Source organism: Methylobacterium sp. AC315 (genome assembly GCF_979253755.1).
In genome coordinates this window covers 320,958-337,691 of the sequence record NZ_CEEDEA010000001.1, presented here as the reverse complement: position 1 = coordinate 337,691, position 16,734 = coordinate 320,958, and the positions used below count along the sequence as shown (strand labels likewise).

Genomic DNA, 16,734 nt, shown 5'->3' with positions numbered 1-16,734 from the left:
CGACCTGCCAGACCCGGCCGTAACAGGCCCCACGCCAGCCGCGGTCACGATCTGGTGACTTCGCAACCGCGGACCGTAAGCGATTGGCGAGCCGTGGTCCCCCGCGTTCGAGCCGCTGACTTGCCGACCTTGCAGCGGGATCCACGCCGGAGACCGCGACCGCGCCGCGGCGAACGCAGGAAGCCGCCCGCAAAGACCGTACGATCCGGACCGTCGCTGCTCGACGGTAAAGTCGATATCGGGCCAATCTCAATCTCGGGCCGTAGTGCTGACCGTTTTCACATGTTACGCCCGTGTCATCGACTGTGCCTCGATGCACGCGCAGCGCCTTTCGCCATCCGGCATCCACTCGAGACGTCGGCTGGAGCCGTGGCGCCGAACCGGTATACACTTCGGCGGCGCGCGCTCCAGGCCGACATCGTCATGTGCGTGACCGACGGCTCTCCGACGCCATGACCCGCCACCGTGCAGCCTGTGGCGTCATCGCGCTTCTCGCGGCTTCCCTGCCGTGCACGGGCGCAGGCGCCGCACCGGCGGCCCGTGCCCTCGTCCTGGATGAATTATCCGTCGTCGGCGACGCGAACCCATCCGCCGACGATTTCGCATCCAGGCCCCGGCTGGACGACCGAGCCCGGCCAATCCGCGAGTCGGCCGGAGCGACGATGACCCACCTGGGCGCGATTGCGTATCGGCCCGCCGCCGACATCGGACAGGTCCTGATCGACAGTCCCGGCGTCACGGTCCGTCAGGGGACGGGAGGCCGCGACGTCATCGTGTCGATCCGCGGCAGCAATGCCCGGTCGACGGGCACGAACAGGAACATCGTCGTCGTGGAAGACGGCTTCTCCCTGACACAACCGGACGGTGTTTCCCGCTTCGATCTGACCGACCCGCACGCCTACAGCCGCATCGACGTGTTCCGCGGACCGCAATCGGCGTTGTTCGGCAATTACGCCACGGGGGGCGCCATCGCATTCCAGACCCGGACCGGCCGCGAGATCGACGGCTACGAGATCGGCACCGACGCCGGCAGCTTCGGATACCGCAACACCTATTTCACCGTGGGCGACGCCAGCGGGCCGTTCGAGATCAGCCTGTTCGCCAGCGATGTCCGCGCCAACGGCTATCAGGATCATTCGAGCTACGACACGCAGACGATAAACCTCTTGGCGAACTATACCCCGACCCCGGACAATCGCTTTACTTTGAAGATCATCGACAACACGCTCAACGCGAACCTCGCGGCCCGCTCGTCTCTGGCGCAGTACCGGATCAACCCCTACCAGCGCGGCTGCGCGGCAGCGGCGACCGCTGCGCCGGGCTGCACGACGGTCGCCTACTTCGTCAACGGCGCTTTCGGACCGATGGCGTCGGTCACAGCGAGCGAAGCGGCCTTGTTGCGCGCCGACCAGCGTTCGGTGGTGGCCGCGCGCTGGGAGCACGACCTCGACGCGTCCACCACTCTGCGCACGCAGCTCGGTTTCGATGAGCGAGACTTCAATCAGCCGTTCTCGACGGCGGCCCCGCGCGGATCGTACCCGGCCTGGAATTTCCTCACCGACCTGAGGCGACAGGATACGCTGTTCGGGCTCCCGGCGGTCGGCTACGCGGCACTCACCTACAACACGATCGACGGCCACGCGGCTATCTTCAACAGGGTGCCTTACGGCGGCCCACGCCTGGGAGCCCTCGTCGGCGATCAGCGCACCGTGCAGGACAATCTCGGCGGGCGGGCGCGGATCGAGCTGGCGCTCGGAGAGCACTGGACGGCTGTGGCGGGTTTCGGCGTCGAGCGTACGGTCATCACCGGGCAGAACAACGCCTTCTCGACCAGCGCCGCCGGCACGGTCGGCACGGTCGTGCGCGTGGATCGCAGCTTCCTGAATGTCGCGCCCGAGTTGGCGCTGGTGTTCAGCCCCGTTCGCGAATGGCAAATCCGCGCCCGGGCCGCCATCGGCTACGGGACGCCTGCGGCGACCAACCTGTTCATCACACCCGCGGGGCAACCGGGCGACAACGTGCAGCTTCAGGCCCAGAGAAACCTGGGATTTGACCTCGAGGTGAACTGGGCCCCCGCACCAGACCTGCAGTTGTCCGTCACCGGCTTCTACGAACTGTTCCGCAACGAACTGCTCTCGCAGTCACCAGGGGCCGGCCTGCTGCCCTATGTCTTCAATGCTCCGGCCTCGGAACACCGAGGTGTCGAGGTCGGCGGCCGCTGGATTTCACCAGACGGCTGGCGCGCCACATTGGCTTACACCCACGACGACCAAGTCTACACCAGCTTCGTGGAGCGACTCAGCGCCGGGACACGGGCCGCCCGCTTCGACCGTGCCGGCAACCACATCCCCGGCGTGCCCGCGGACGCAGCCTTGATCCGGCTCGGCTACGAGCAGACGCATGGGCCGTGGGCGGGCGTGGGCCTGTTCGCCGAGTCGGTCTACCAGAGCAGCTTCTTCATCGACAACGCGAACCTGCTGAAAGCGTCCGGCTTTGCCGTCGTCAACCTCAACCTGCACTACGACCGGGCCATGACGGGCAGCGCGGACATGGGTTTCGCCCGGCGGCTGAGCCTTTACCTCGAGATGCGCAACCTGCTCGATCGGGTCTACACCAACTCAGCACAGAACCTGGCCGATACGATCGACGCCAAGACCGGCCTTCAGAACGGAGCGGGCATCCTCGCCCGGACGACAGGATCGATCTTCGCCGGCGCCCCACGCACGCTCGTGGGAGGTCTGAAGCTCGCGTTTTGAAGCCTCGACGGATCGAGCGGTCATGCGCTCAACCTGCTCCGGGAGCGGGGCGAGGCATACCTCCTTGTCCATCCCGGACAACGGACCTCCCGAGCGAACCCGGACGGATCCGACAAGAGCCGGAGAATCAACGGTCGGCTGAGAATCAGAGGAATTTGGCTGGGGCGCCAGGATTCGAACCTGGGAATGGCGGTACCAAAAACCGCTGCCTTACCACTTGGCGACGCCCCACCGTGGGCCGGGGGCTGTCTAGACGGGCAGCCCCGGCGTGGCAAGCGGTCGTTCGGGCGCGAACGGCGGGGTTCGAGCCTGTGGCGCGCGGGGATGGCTGGCTGCGTGCCTGGCCCCGTGGCCCTGGGGCCGTCAGCGGCGCTCAAGGGTGCCGTCGAGCCTGCGCGGGAGGTTGAGCGGGTTGGCTTCCTGGAGCGCTGCGGGCAGCAGGGCGTCGGGGAGGTCTTGGTAGCTCACCGGCCGGAGGAACCGGTCGATCGCGAGGCTCCCCACCGAGGTCGTGCGCCCGTCCGAGGTCGCCGGGTACGGGCCGCCATGGACCATGGCGTGTGCCACTTCGACCCCCGTGCCGAAACCGTCGACCAGGATGCGTCCGACCCGACGCTCGAGCAGCGGGAGCAGCCCACGCACGGCCGCGTGATCCTCGGGGGCGATGTGCAGGGACGCCGTGAGCTGTCCCTCGAGCTGCACGAGCACCGCCCGCATCGCGGCGAGGTCTGCGCAGCGCACCACCAGGGCGGCCGCGCCGAACATCTCCTCCTGCAACGCCGGCTCGGCCAGGAAGGCGTCCGAATCGGTGGCGAACAGGGCCGCCCGGCCCTGAGTGGCCGCGCCGGCCGGCCCTTCGGCGAGCTGCGTCACGGCGGCGTGGCGGCCCAGGCGCGCGACGCCCTCGCCATAGGCGCGGTGGATGCCGGGGGTCAGCATGGTCGCGGCCGGGCTCTCCCGCAGGACGGCCGTGGCCGAGGCCAGGAAGGCGTCGAGGCCGGGGCCGGGCACCGCCAGGATCAGGCCCGGGTTGGTGCAGAACTGGCCGGCGCCCAGCGTCAGCGAGGCCGCGAAGGCCCGCCCGATCGCCTCGCCCCGGGTCGCCAAGGCGCCCGGGAACAGCAGGACCGGGTTGATGCTGCTCATCTCGGCATAGACCGGGATCGGGCGGGGGCGCTTGGCCGCGATCTCCATCAGGGCGGTGCCGCCCCGGCGCGATCCGGTGAAGCCGACCGCGGCGATCCGGTGGTCGGCCACCAGCCCCTGCCCGATCGACTGGCCCGCATCGAACAGCAGGGAGAACACCCCTTCCGGCAGGCCGCTCGCGACGACCGCCTGCTGGATCGCCCGGCCGACCAGCTCGGAGGTGCCAGGATGGGCCGGGTGCGCCTTCACGATCACCGGGCAGCCAGCCGCCAGCGCCGAGGCGGTGTCGCCGCCGGCCACCGAGAAGGCGAGCGGGAAGTTGCTGGCGCCGAACACCGCCACCGGTCCCACGGCGAGCATCCGCAGGCGCAGGTCCGGCCGCGGCAGCGGCTTGCGGTCCGGCAGCGCCGGATCGATGCGGATCTGGAAGGCGCTGCCCTCGCGCAGGATTCCGGAAAACAGGCGTAGCTGACCCACGGTGCGGCCGCGCTCGCCCTCGATCCGGGGCCGGGGCAGCCCGGTCTCCGCCATGCAGCGGGTGACGAGATCATCGCCGATGTCGAGGATGTTGGCGGCGATCGCCTCCAGGAAGGCCGCCCGGGCCTCCGGCGCGGTCTCGCGGTAGGTGTCGAAGGCGGAATCCGCCAGGGCGCAGACCCCGTCGAGATCGGCGAGGCTCGCGCCGGGGAAATCGGGTTCCAGGGTGTTGCCGGTGGCCGCCTCCACGGCCTGGAACGCGGCCTGCGTGCCTCGCTGGGCCTGAGCGCCGATCAGGTTCTCGCCACGCACGGTCATAATCGACTCCTGTTCGAAACGGGTGCGGACGCTCCGCACCGGGTCGGTGAGACGAGGCCTCTCAGCCCTCGCGTGCCGCCAGGGCCTTCGCGCGGATCGCTGCTAGGGTCATGGTCGGTGTCAGCGCCTCCGGGTCGACGAGGCAGTGGATCATCGCCGGCAGGCCGGCGGCGAGGCTGCGCTCGAAGGCGGGGGCGAACTCTTCGGTGCGCTCGACGCGCTCGCCATGGCCGCCGCAGGAGCGGGCCAGGGCGGCGAAATCCGGATTGCGCAGTTCGGTCGCGGAGACCCGCCCGGGATACTCGCGCTCCTGGTGCATCCGGATCGTGCCGTACATGCCATTGTCCAGGACCACGACAACGATCGTGATGCCGTACTGCACGGCGGTGGCGAATTCCTGCACGGTCATCATCACGTCGCCGTCACCTGCGAGCGTCACGACGATCCGCTCAGGCGTGCTGCGCTTGGCCATCACGGCGGCGGGCAGGCCGTAGCCCATCGACCCCGAGGTCGGGGCGAGCTGCGTGCCGAACGCGCGGAACCGGTAGTAGCGGTGGATCCAGGTGGCGAAGTTGCCGGCGCCGTTGCAGATCACCGCATCGCGCGGCAGCCGCTCCCGCAGCCAGGTGATCGCTTGGCCGTACTGGAACGCCCCGGGCTTGGGTTCCGGCGCCTCCGACCAGGCGCGGTAGGAGGCGTGTGCCTCGGCGGCGCGCCCTGCCCCCGGCGCGTCGTAGCGCGGCAGGGCGGCGCAGAACGCCCCCGGGCTCGCCTGGATCGCCAGGGCTGGCTGATAGACCCGGCCGAGCTCCTCCGGATCGGGATGGACGTGGACCAGCGGCAGCCCAGGATTGGGGATGCCGAGCAGCCCGTAGGACTGGGCCGGCATCTCGGAGAGACGCCCGCCGACCATGAGCAGCAGGTCTGACGCCTGGATGAGGGCCAGGAGGTCCGGGTTCGGTCCGATCCCGAGTTCGCCGGCGAAGTTCGGGTGGTCGGCATCGAACAGGTTGGCCCGCCGGAACGAGACCGCCACCGGCACGTCGTGGCTCTCGGCCCAGGCGGCCAGGGCGGTGCGGGCGGCCTCCGTCCAGCGTGCGCCGCCGAGCAGCACGACCGGTCGCCGCGCCGCGGCCAGCAGGGTGCGCAACCGCTCGACATCCTCAGGCGACGGGGAGGGCTCGGCCGGGACCACCCGCGGCGCGTCGGCGACCGCCGCCACATCGTCGAGCATGTCCTCCGGGAGGGCGATCACCACCGGCCCGGGGCGGCCCTGCAGCGCGACCCGGAAGGCCCGCGCGAGGATCTCCGGAATGCGGGCTGCGTCGTCGATCTCCACCGCCCACTTGGCCAGCCCACCGAACATATGGCGGTAATCGACTTCCTGGAACGCCTCCCGGCCCCGCATCGCCCGGCCGATCTGCCCGACGAACAGGATCATCGGCGTCGAATCCTGGCGCGCGATGTGGACGCCCGCCGAGGCGTTGGTGGCTCCGGGGCCGCGGGTGACGAAGCAGATGCCCGGACGGCCGGTGAGCTTGCCGGCGGCTTCCGCCATGATCGCGGCGCCGCCCTCCTGCCGGCACACGAGCACGTCGATGCCGCTGTCGCGCAGGGCGTCGAGCACCGCGAGGTAGCTCTCGCCGGGGACGCAGGTCACCCGCTCGATGCCCTGGACGAGCAACTGATCGACGAGCACCTGCGCACCGGTGCGTGGGGGCAATCCGCTCAAGCCGTTTCTCCCTGGCGATGATGCCGCCCGGAGGAGGTCTCCAGGGGCGGCCGGCCTGTTGCGGCCGTGCGCCTTACCGATGCCGTGTCCTGGGATGCGACTGATATGTCAGCCTCAGGGTAGGGCTGCGGGTGGCCCGGTCAACCTGTCAGACCAGAGGCCGTCGGTCGAGGGCCCGTCGCGTCATCTGATCGAGGAGATCGAACAGGGTCGCGATTCCGGCAAGGGCCCGCTCGGCGTTTCGGGCGGCGATGCCGGCCACGATCGTAGCGTGGATTCCGGCGCAGTCTTGGAAACTGGCGGTGGGCTCGTGGCTGTACCAGAACCGCCGGGACTGGGCGTGGAGCGGGACCATCGTGCTGGTCAGCGTCTGGTTGTAGGCCGCTCCGACCATCGCCTCGTGCAGGGTGCGCTTGAGCCGGAAGTAGACCTCGCGATCCCGGGCACCCGCGGCCACGAGCAAGCCCTCGGTATGACGCTGCAGGGCGTCCAGGTCGTTGTCGGAGGCGCGGACGATGATGCAGCGGGCCATCGTCTCGTCCAGCGGGCGCCGGACCTCCAGCAATTCGAGGTGGCGGATGACGTCGACCGGGGTGACGAGCACGCCGCGGCGCGGATGGACCTCGACGAAGCCGATCGTCTTGAGCCGCGCCAGCGCCTCGCGGACCGGGGTGCGCCCGAGCGCCAGTTCCGCGCCGAGTTCGCCCTCCGACACCATCGCGCCCGGTGCGAGGCGGCGGCTGATGATCATCTGCTCGATGGCGTCGTAGGCGGTCTCGGCGAGGGACCGCGTCCGTCCCGCGTCGGTCGCGACCGCGCGCGCGTCGGGGCTTGCCGTCAAGCTCCTCGCATCCCCCAACCCGATTCCCTCTCGAAGCCTTGGCTTGCTTCTGTTGACAATGGCTCCAGTCGGCGCCCTACTCAAGCACTGAGATATCAGGAGTCGCCCAGGGCGCATCCGCGCCGACCGGATCCTCGACGATCCGGGCTCGATGGCGACCGCCTTCAAGGGGAGGGATGCGGATGGCCGGGCTGTCCTCTGCGACGCGCGACAAGCTCAAGACCGTCAGCACGGCGACGCTGATGACCGCGTTGTTCAAGCGCGGCCTGCGCAATCAGATGATCCAGGGCGTGCGCCCGCTGAAGGCCGGCGGCGGCACGATGGTCGGCGAGGCGTTCACCCTGCGCTACATGCCCGCCCGTGAGGACCTGAACCCGATCACGGTGTTCCGCGACCGCGCGCATCCGCAGCGCAAGGCGGTGGAGGAGTGCCCGCCCGGCGCCGTGTTCGTGATCGACAGCCGCAAGGATGCCCGGGCGGCCTCGGCCGGCTCGATCCTGGCGACCCGGCTGATGGTGCGGGGCTGCGCCGGGCTCGTCACAGACGGCGGCTTCCGCGATGCCGACGAGATCGCCCAGCTCGACATGCCGAGCTACCACGTGCGTCCCTCGGCGCCGACGAACCTCACCCATCATCAGGCCATCGACATCAACGTGCCGATCGGCTGCGGCGACGCCCCGGTCTTTCCGGGCGACGTGATCGTGGGCGACGGCGACGGCGTGGCGGTGATCCCGGCCCATCTCGCCGACGAGGTCGCCGACGAGGCGGTGGAGATGACCGCCTACGAGGATTTCGTCACCGAAGAGGTCCGCAAGGGGCGCTCGATCCTCGGCCTCTACCCAGCCACCGACGAGCAGAGTCTCGCCGACTTCGCCGCGTGGCGGAAGCAGACCGGGCGCTGACGGGGCCCGATACGCACCGGCGCGTCGCCGGCCAAAACGAAAACCCGGGGTCAGAAGAGCGGCTATGTCGGGGGGCATACCAGCTATCGCGGCGCAGACGGAGATAGAGAAGCGAACGGTCGGCAAGGTCGCTTGGCGAATTCTGCCGCTGATTGTGGTGATCTATTTCGTCGCCTACATGGACCGCACCAATGTCGGCTTCGCCTCATTCGGCCTGAACCGGCAGTTCGGCTTCTCCGCGACCCTCTACGGATGGGGCGCGGGGATCTTCTTCCTCGGCTACGTCATCTTCGAGGTGCCGAGCAACATCCTCTTGGAACGCAACGGAGCGCGGCTCTGGATCGCCCGGATCATGGTCACCTGGGGCCTGGTCGCGGGCAGCATGGCGTTCATCACCGGGCCGGTGAGCTTTCTGGTGATGCGCTTCCTGCTCGGGGTCGCGGAGGCCGGCTTCTTCCCCGGTATGATCCTGTACTTCACCTACTGGTTTCCCCGCCGATACAGGGCCCGGGTCGTCGCGGCCCTGTTCCTGGCGGTGCCGGGCTCGAACGCCCTGACGGCGGTGATCTCCGGGGCGCTCCTCCAGCTCGATGGCGCGCTCGGCCTGTACGGCTGGCAGTGGCTGTTCGTGCTGGAAGCGGTGCCGTCGATCTGTCTGGCCTTCGCCGTGCTCGCGCTGATGACCGATCGGCCCGCCAGGGCCGCCTGGCTCGCACCCGATGAGCGGATCTGGCTGGAGGACACGCTGGAGGCCGAGCGCCGGAGCACGGTCGGGAGGCATGGGCATTTCACGCTCAGGCAAGCCCTGACCGACCGCCGGGTTCTGGCGCTCGCGTCGATCTACTTCTTCATCGGTACGGCGACCTACGGCATCACCTTCTTCCTGCCGCCGATCCTCAAGGGCTTGAAGCTCACCGACTGGGAAACCGGCCTCGCCACGGCGGTTCCCTATGTCGTCGGCACCGTCGGCATGGTCGCCTGGAGCTGGTCGTCGGATCGGCGCGACGAGCGACGCTGGCACTTCGTGGTTGCCGGCCTGATCGCGGTGCTCGGCCTCGTCACGGCGGGGCCGATGCTGGGCAGCCTCTGGGCGCTCACGGCGATGTCGGTGGCCGCGATCGGCCTCTACGGGACAAAGCCGGCCTTCTGCGCAATGCCGGGGGAGTTCCTGTCGGGACCGGCTGCGGCCGGGGGCATCGCGCTGATCAATGCGATCGGCAATCTCGGCGGCTTCGTCGGCCCCTATGTCCTTGGCTGGCTGAAAGACGCGACGGGCACCTACGAGGCCGGGCTGTACTTCCTGGCAGCCTGTGCGTGCGCCTCTGCGACGATTACCCTTCTGGCGGTTCGGCCCATCGTATCCTCGGCGGATCCGGGAACCGCCGCGGGACCGCCGGTCGTTGCCGCAACCGAACGCGCGAGACCGGAGACCGTCTGAATGACTGCACGCAAGAAAGACCTCGGCGATCTGCGCAGCCAGCGCTGGTTCGGCGCCACCGACCTGCGCAGCTTCGGTCACCGATCGCGCATGCTTCAGATGGGCTACGAGCGCGCCGATTTCAGCGACAAGCCGATCGTCGGGATCATCAATACCTGGAGCGACATCAATCCCTGCCACCTCCACTTCCGCGAGCGCGTCGAGCACGTGAAGCGCGGCGTGTGGCAGGCGGGCGGGTTCCCGATCGAACTCCCGGCGCTCTCCTTGTCCGAAAATTTCGTCAAGCCGACCACGATGCTCTACCGAAACCTCCTGGCCATGGAGGTGGAGGAACTGCTGCGTCAGCACCCGGTCGACGGGGCGGTGCTGATGGGCGGTTGCGACAAGACCACGCCCGGCACGGTGATGGGCGGCATCTCCATGAACCTGCCGATGATCTTCCTGCCGGCCGGGCCGATGATGCGCGGGCATTCCGGCGGCACGATCCTCGGCTCGGGCTCCGACGTGTGGAAGTACTGGGCCGAGAAGGAAGCCGGCGCCATCACCACGCAGCAGTGGAACGACATGGAGGCGGGCATCGCCCGCTCGGCGGGAACCTGCATGACCATGGGCACGGCCTCGACGATGACGTCGATCACCGAGGCTCTCGGCCTGTCGCTTCCGGGCTCGGCCTCGATCCCGGCGGCCGACGCCGATCACCCCCGCATGGCCAGCGCCTGCGGCCGGCGCATCGTCGAGATGATCTGGGAGGACCTGAAGCCGTCCGACATCCTCGACCGGCGCTCGATCGACAACGCCCTGGTGGTCCACAACGCGCTGGCCGGCTCGACCAACGCGATGATCCATCTGGTGGCGATGGCCGGGCGGGCCGGGATCCCGATCAAGCTCGCGGAGTTCGACGAGTTCGCCCAGAAGGTGCCGGTGATCGCCAACCTGCGGCCCTCGGGCCAGTGGCTGATGGAGGATTTCCACATCGCCGGCGGCATCCGGGCGCTGATGGTGCGGCTGTCCCCGCTCTTGCACCTCGACGCCCGCTCGGTCACGGGCGGTACGGTCGGCGACGGGCTCGCCGGCATGAGCGTCTACAACGACGACGTGATCCGCCCGCTGGACAAGCCGATCGTGACGACCGGCGGCACCGCGATCCTGTACGGTAACCTTGCGCCGCATGGCTGCGTGATCAAGCCGCCGGCCGCGGACCCGCGCTTCCTCAAGCATACCGGCCCGGCCCTGGTGTTCGACGATTACGACGCCATGAGCGCGGCGGTGAACGACCTCGACCTCGACGTCACCCCGGACCACATCATGGTCCTGCGCAACGCCGGCCCGGTCGGCGGCCCCGGCATGCCGGAATGGGGAATGCTGCCAATCCCAAAAGTGCTGCTCCGGCAGGGTGTGCGCGACTTGCTGCGGATCTCGGACGCGCGCATGAGCGGCACCAGCTACGGTGCCTGCATCCTGCACGTCTCCCCGGAATCGGCGGTCGGCGGGCCGCTGGCGGCGGTGCGCAACGGCGACCGCATCACGGTCGACGTAGCCGAGCGGCGCATTCACCTGCACATCGACGAAGCCGAGATCGCCGCGCGCGTGGCCGCGTTCGTACCGCCGAACCGGGCCTATCCACGGGGTTACAACCGCCTGTTCGCCCAGCACGTCCGGCAGGCGCACGAGGGCTGCGACTTCGATTTCCTGGAGGGCGCCGGCGGCATTCCCGAACCCGAGATCCACTGACGCCAACCCGCCGCCCGCGATCCCAGCCCGGCGCAAGGAAGCCCATCGGCACAGCGGCCTGCACGCTGTCGGCAAGCGCCGGCGGCGGAAACGGAGAGGGAGGGTATATGGCCACGATCGCACGCAGGGGCCTGCTCGCGGGTGCGGCCCTGCTTGGAGCCGCGCGGGCCGCCGGAGCCGGATGGGAGCCGTCGCAGCGTGTGCCCGATCCGGCCGTCGAGGTGCTCGATCCGGCTTTTGCCAAGTACCGCCTGGCCTCCGCCACCGTGGAGCGGGTCGCCACCGGCCTGCGCTGGGCCGAGGGGCCGGTCTGGTTCGGCGACATGGGGGCGCTGCTGTTCAGCGACGTGGTCAACGACCGGATCATGCGCTGGGACGAGGCCTCCGGCGCGCTCACGGTGTTCCGCAAGCCGTCCGCCTATGCCAACGGCAACACCCGGGATCGGCAAGGGCGCCTCGTCACCTGCCAGCACAAGACCCGGAGCGTCACCCGGACCGAGCATGACGGCTCGATCACCACGCTGCTCGATCGGTTCGACGGCAAGCCGCTCAATTCGCCCAACGACGTGGTCTGCCATTCCGACGGCGCCGTCTGGTTCACGGACCCGGCCTTCGGGCCGAACCCGCACGAGTCGATGGCGGCTCCGGAGCTTCCGGGCAACGTCTACCGGATCGACCCGGCCAGCGGGCAGGCGAGCCTTGCAGTGGCGGGGCTCGCGGGTCCGAACGGGCTGGCCTTCTCACCGGACGAGTCCAAGCTCTACGTCATCGAGGCGCGCGCCAAGCCGAACCGCCTGATCCGCGTCTACGACATCGTCGATAACGGCACCAAGGCCGCCAACGGACGGGTGTTCTTCGACGCCGGCACGGGGACGCCGGACGGATTCCGGGTCGACGTCGATGGCAACCTGTGGTGCGGCTGGGGCATGAGCGAGGCCGAGGACGGCGTGCTCGTCCTGTCGCCGCAAGCCAAGCCGATCGGCCGGATCCGCCTGCCCGAGCGCTGCGCCAACCTCTGCTTCGGCGGCCTCGAGCGCAACCTGCTGCTGATGTCCGCCTCGCATTCGGTCTACGCGCTCTACGTCAACACGCGCGGCGCCGGGACCTGCTGATCCCGGTCGATCGCACGACGCATCCGGCGGCGACCCCGCTTTACGGAGTCGGGCCGCCGCTGGAGGCGTGGCTGCCGCCCTACTCCGCGGCCTCCGCCAGATACCGCGTCGGGTCGTAGTTCAGGATCGGCCCGAGCCAGCGCTCGACCTCACGGATGTCCATGCCCTTGCGCAGGGCGTAGTCCTCGACCTGATCGCGCTCGACCTTGGCGACGCCGAAGTAATGCGCTTGCGGGTGCGCCAGGTAGAGTCCCGAGACCGAGGAGCCCGGCCACATGGCGTAGGACTCGGTCAGCTTCACCCCGATCCGTCGCTCGGCCTTCAGGAGATCGAACAACTGCGTCTTCTCGGTGTGATCGGGCTGGGACGGGTAGCCCGGGGCCGGGCGGATGCCGGCATAGGGCTCGCTCGTCAGTTCCGCCGGCGTGTAGCTCTCGTCCGCCGCGTAGCCCCAGAACTCCCGACGGACGCGCTCGTGCATGCGCTCGGCGAAGGCCTCGGCGATCCGGTCGGCCAGCGCCTTCACCAGGATCGCCCGGTAATCGTCGTTGGCCCGCTCGAACCGCTCGGCGATCCGCACCTCCTCCAGGCCGGCCGTCACCACGAAGCCGCCGACGTAATCGGCGATGCCGGTTTCCGCGGGGGCGACGAAGTCCGACAGGCAGGTGTTGGGCCGGCCGTCACGCTTCGAGAGCTGCTGGCGCAGACCGTGGAAGGTCGCCAGCCGATCGCTGCGGCTCTCGCCGGTGTAGAGCACGATGTCGTCGCCGACGCTGTTGGCCGGCCAGAAGCCGATCACGCCCTTCGGGTTGAACCAGCGCTCCGCCACGATCTGCTTGAGCATCTCCTGCGCATCCTCGTAGAGGGCGCGTGCAGCGGGACCCTGGTCCGGGTCGTCGAGGATCGCCGGGAAGCGGCCCTTGAACTCGTAGGTCTGCAGGAACGGCGTCCAGTCGATATAGGGGACGAGGTCGGCGACCTCGTAAGACCCGAACACCCGGGCATCCGTGAAGGCCGGCTTCTTCGGCGCGTAGCCCGACCAATCGACCTTGAACGCGTTGGCCCGGGCCTTGGCCAGGGGCAGGCGCTGCTTGTCGAGCTCCGAGCGGGCATGGGCGGCCGAGACCTTGGCGTACTCGGCACGCACCTTCTCGATCGTCGTGTCGCGGGTCTCCTTCGACAGCAGGCTCGACACCACGCCGACCGCGCGGCTCGCATCGGTGACGTAGACCGCCTGACCCTTGGCGTAGGCCGGGTGGATCTTCACCGCGGTGTGGACGCGGCTCGTGGTGGCGCCGCCGATCAGCAACGGCACGGAAAAACCCTCGCGCTCCATCTCGCCCGCGACATGGACCATCTCGTCGAGCGACGGCGTGATCAGGCCGGACAGGCCGACGATGTCGACGTTCTCCTTGCGGGCCACGTCGAGGATCTTGGCGGCCGGGACCATCACGCCGAGATCGATGATCTCATAGTTGTTGCAGGCCAGCACGACGCCGACGATGTTTTTGCCGATGTCGTGGACGTCGCCCTTCACGGTGGCCATCAGCACCTTGCCGGCGGCCTGGCGCTTGCCGTCGCCACCATTGGCGCGCTTCTCCTCCTCCATGTAAGGCTCGAGATAGGCGACCGCCTGCTTCATCACCCGGGCGGACTTCACCACCTGGGGCAGGAACATCTTGCCGGCGCCGAACAGGTCGCCGACCACGTTCATGCCGGCCATCAGCGGGCCCTCGATGACGTGGAGCGGGCGCTCGACGCCCTGCCGCGCCTCCTCGGTGTCGGCGACGATGTACTCGGTGATGCCGTTGACCAGCGCGTGCTCGATGCGCTTGGCCACAGGGGCTTCGCGCCAGGTCAGGTCGGCCGTCTTGGCCTGGGCGGAGGCACCGGTCTTGAAGCGCTCGGCCGATTCCAGCAGGCGCTCGGTGGAATCGTCCCGGCGGTTGAGGACCACGTCCTCGCACAGCTCGCGCAGCTCCGCCGGAATCTCGTCGTAGACGGCCAGCTGGCCGGCGTTGACGATACCCATGTCCATCCCGACCTGGATGCAGTGGAACAGGAACACTGCGTGCATCGCCTCGCGCACCGGCTCGTTGCCGCGGAACGCGAAGCTCAGGTTCGAGACGCCGCCTGAGATGTGGGCGTGCGGCAGGGTCTCGCGGATCGTCCGGGTCGCCTCGATGAAGGCGACCCCGTAGCCGTTATGCTCCTCGATGCCGGTCGCCACCGCGAAGATGTTCGGATCGAAGATGATGTCTTCCGGCGGGTAGCCGACCTGCTCGGTCAGGATCCGGTAGGCCTTGGTGCAGATCTCGACCTTGCGCTCGTAGGTGTCCGCCTGGCCCTGCTCGTCGAAGGCCATCACCACCACGGCAGCCCCGTAGGAGCGGCAGATCTTGGCGGCCTCGATGAACTTCTCCTCGCCCTCCTTCATGGAGATCGAGTTCACGATCGCCTTGCCCTGGATGCATTTCAGGCCGGCCTCGATCACCTCGAACTTCGAGGAATCGACCATGACCGGGACCCGGGCGATATCGGGCTCGGCAGCGACGAGGTTGAGGAACTCGACCATCGCCTTCTGCGAGTCGAGCAGGCCTTCGTCCATGTTGACGTCGATCACCTGGGCGCCCGCCGCGACCTGATCGCGGGCGACATCGAGGGCGGCGGCGTAGTCGCCGTTGGTGATGAGCTTCCTGAACTTGGCCGACCCGGTGACGTTGGTGCGCTCACCGACGTTCACGAACGGGATTTCCTTGGTGAGCACGAAGGGCTCCAGGCCCGAGAGCCGCATCAGGCGCGGGATCTCGGGGGTCTGCCGGGGCGTCTTGCCGGCGACCGCCTCGCTGATCGCCCGGATATGATCCGGCGTGGTGCCGCAGCACCCTCCGACCATGTTGACCAGGCCGGCTTGCGCGAACTCTCCGACCAGCGCCCCCATGGCCTCCGGACTCTCGTCGTAGAGACCGAACTCGTTGGGCAGGCCGGCATTCGGGTAGGCGCAGACCAGGGTGTCGCAGATCCGCGACAGCTCGGCGATGTGGCCGCGCATTTCGCGGGCGCCCAACGCGCAGTTCAGGCCGAAGGTCAGCGGATCGGAGTGGCGGAGCGCATTCCAGAATGCCGCCGGAGTCTGGCCCGACAGCGTCCGGCCCGACAGGTCGGTGATCGTGCCGGAGATCTGGATCGGCAGGCGGATCCCGGTCTCCTCGAACACGGCCCAGGCCGCGGCCACTGCTGCCTTGGCGTTGAGCGTGTCGAAGATCGTCTCGATCAGGATCAGCTCGGCGCCGCCGGCGATCAGGCCGCGGACCTGCTCCATGTAGGCGGTCTTGACCTGATCGAAGGTCACTGCGCGGTAGCCGGGATTGTTCACGTCCGGCGAGATCGACAGCGTACGGTTCGTCGGGCCGATGGCGCCGGCGACGAAGCGGCGGCGACCATCCTGTTTCTCAGCGAGCTGCGCCGCCTCGCGGGCGAGCCGCGCGCCCTCTCGGTTCAGGTCGTGGATGATCGATTCGAGGCCGTAATCGCCTTGCGCGATGGTGGTGCCGGAGAACGTGTTGGTCTCACAGACGTCGGCGCCGGCCAGGAAGTAATCCAGATGGATCTGCCGGATCGCGTCCGGCTGCGTCAGGATCAGGAGGTCGTTGTTGCCCTTCTGGTCGTTCGGATGATCCTTGAACCGGTCGCCGCGGAAATCCGCCTCGGTCAGACCGAGCCGCTGAATGACGGTGCCCATCGCCCCGTCGAGGACGAGGATCTTCTCCGACGCGCGCTGGCGCAGCGCGGTTGCGATCTCGGTGCCGTCGACGGGCGGAAAGTCGGTCATGATCGGTCCCAACAGATCACCTCAACCTGAGGTGCCGGAGCGAAACGGAGGCCTCGAAGGAGGCCTCCAGATGTCTTAGCGTTCCCTGGAACCCTCCCGCGAGGCCGCGTCGCGGCACCTCAGGACGAGGCGGAGGGTGTGATCTTGTCTTGAACCGGTCCGGCGTTCGACCGGATCAGTGCGCCTTCCCCAGGGCGGCGGGCCGCGTCTCGATCGCGTCGACACGTTCTTCGACCTCGGCCGCCGCGTAGCGCCCGAGGAGCGATTCGCCGTCGACGGCGGCCTGAAGATTGCCGGACCGACGCTCGATTTGGTCGAGTCGACGGTTGACCACGGTGAACGCGCGCGCGGCATTCCGCCTGCGGTCTCGTATATCGGTCCGTATCCCCCGGCGAATCGGAAGAACGCTATCCTGCGGTTCGGCCATGGTCCTAACCCCCTGCCGCCCG

Annotated in this window: 10 protein-coding genes and 1 tRNA gene; 5 read left to right on the top strand and 6 right to left on the bottom strand. The window is 68.8% G+C overall.

Annotated elements, in window-relative coordinates:
* Positions 1-452 precede the first annotated feature (452 nt).
* Entirely contained in the window at positions 453-2,756 is a 2,304-nt protein-coding gene (locus AC0IY0_RS01525; RefSeq protein ID WP_471762892.1) for a TonB-dependent receptor family protein, read from the top strand.
* A 156-nt stretch (positions 2,757-2,912) separates the two neighbouring features.
* Here AC0IY0_RS01525 and AC0IY0_RS01520 read toward each other — a convergent pair.
* From AC0IY0_RS01520 to AC0IY0_RS01505, 4 genes are all read right to left on the bottom strand, one after another.
* Positions 2,913-2,987, bottom strand: a tRNA-Gln gene (locus tag AC0IY0_RS01520).
* A gap of 132 nt (positions 2,988-3,119) precedes the next feature.
* The gene (locus tag AC0IY0_RS01515) at positions 3,120-4,697 is read right to left on the bottom strand and encodes an aldehyde dehydrogenase (NADP(+)) (protein WP_471762891.1); all 1,578 of its coding nucleotides are present in this window, start codon (positions 4,695-4,697) and stop codon (positions 3,120-3,122) included.
* A 61-nt stretch (positions 4,698-4,758) separates the two neighbouring features.
* On the bottom strand, positions 4,759-6,429 hold the full coding sequence (locus AC0IY0_RS01510) for a thiamine pyrophosphate-binding protein (protein ID WP_471762890.1): 1,671 nt from the start codon (positions 6,427-6,429) through the stop codon (positions 4,759-4,761).
* Between the two features lie 148 nt (positions 6,430-6,577).
* Entirely contained in the window at positions 6,578-7,270 is a 693-nt protein-coding gene (locus AC0IY0_RS01505) for a GntR family transcriptional regulator (protein WP_471762889.1), read from the bottom strand.
* A gap of 182 nt (positions 7,271-7,452) precedes the next feature.
* Between AC0IY0_RS01505 and AC0IY0_RS01500 the strand changes: the two genes are divergently transcribed.
* From AC0IY0_RS01500 to AC0IY0_RS01485, 4 genes are all read left to right on the top strand, one after another.
* The gene (locus AC0IY0_RS01500; protein WP_147906978.1) at positions 7,453-8,172 is read left to right on the top strand and encodes a ribonuclease activity regulator RraA; all 720 of its coding nucleotides are present in this window, start codon (positions 7,453-7,455) and stop codon (positions 8,170-8,172) included.
* A 64-nt stretch (positions 8,173-8,236) separates the two neighbouring features.
* Positions 8,237-9,610, top strand: coding sequence for an MFS transporter (locus AC0IY0_RS01495; RefSeq protein WP_471762888.1), 1,374 nt, complete (start codon positions 8,237-8,239; stop codon positions 9,608-9,610).
* Positions 9,611-11,341, top strand: coding sequence for an L-arabinonate dehydratase (gene araD / locus AC0IY0_RS01490; protein WP_471762887.1), 1,731 nt, complete (start codon positions 9,611-9,613; stop codon positions 11,339-11,341).
* 107 nt (positions 11,342-11,448) lie between these two features.
* Complete coding sequence (locus AC0IY0_RS01485) at positions 11,449-12,453, top strand: SMP-30/gluconolactonase/LRE family protein (RefSeq protein ID WP_419830209.1); 1,005 nt, start codon at positions 11,449-11,451, stop codon at positions 12,451-12,453.
* 79 nt (positions 12,454-12,532) lie between these two features.
* Here the strand turns inward: AC0IY0_RS01485 and metH are convergent, their stop codons facing one another.
* Complete coding sequence (gene metH, locus AC0IY0_RS01480; protein ID WP_419830210.1) at positions 12,533-16,285, bottom strand: methionine synthase; 3,753 nt, start codon at positions 16,283-16,285, stop codon at positions 12,533-12,535.
* Positions 16,286-16,460: 175 nt separating this feature from the next.
* On the bottom strand, positions 16,461-16,712 hold the full coding sequence (locus AC0IY0_RS01475) for a hypothetical protein (RefSeq protein ID WP_419830211.1): 252 nt from the start codon (positions 16,710-16,712) through the stop codon (positions 16,461-16,463).
* Between the last annotated feature and the right edge of the window lie 22 nt (positions 16,713-16,734).

Excerpts from the sequence above, each read along its gene's own strand:
- AC0IY0_RS01525 (WP_471762892.1), top strand. The coding sequence starts at position 453 with ATGACCCGCCACCGTGCAGCCTGTGGCGTCATCGCGCTTCTCGCGGCT.
- AC0IY0_RS01515 (WP_471762891.1), bottom strand. The coding sequence starts at position 4,697 with ATGACCGTGCGTGGCGAGAACCTGATCGGCGCTCAGGCCCAGCGAGGC.
- AC0IY0_RS01500 (WP_147906978.1), top strand. The coding sequence starts at position 7,453 with ATGGCCGGGCTGTCCTCTGCGACGCGCGACAAGCTCAAGACCGTCAGC.
- AC0IY0_RS01495 (WP_471762888.1), top strand. The coding sequence starts at position 8,237 with ATGTCGGGGGGCATACCAGCTATCGCGGCGCAGACGGAGATAGAGAAG.
- araD (WP_471762887.1), top strand. The coding sequence starts at position 9,611 with ATGACTGCACGCAAGAAAGACCTCGGCGATCTGCGCAGCCAGCGCTGG.
- AC0IY0_RS01485 (WP_419830209.1), top strand. The coding sequence starts at position 11,449 with ATGGCCACGATCGCACGCAGGGGCCTGCTCGCGGGTGCGGCCCTGCTT.
- metH (WP_419830210.1), bottom strand. The coding sequence starts at position 16,285 with ATGACCGACTTTCCGCCCGTCGACGGCACCGAGATCGCAACCGCGCTG.
- AC0IY0_RS01475 (WP_419830211.1), bottom strand. The coding sequence starts at position 16,712 with ATGGCCGAACCGCAGGATAGCGTTCTTCCGATTCGCCGGGGGATACGG.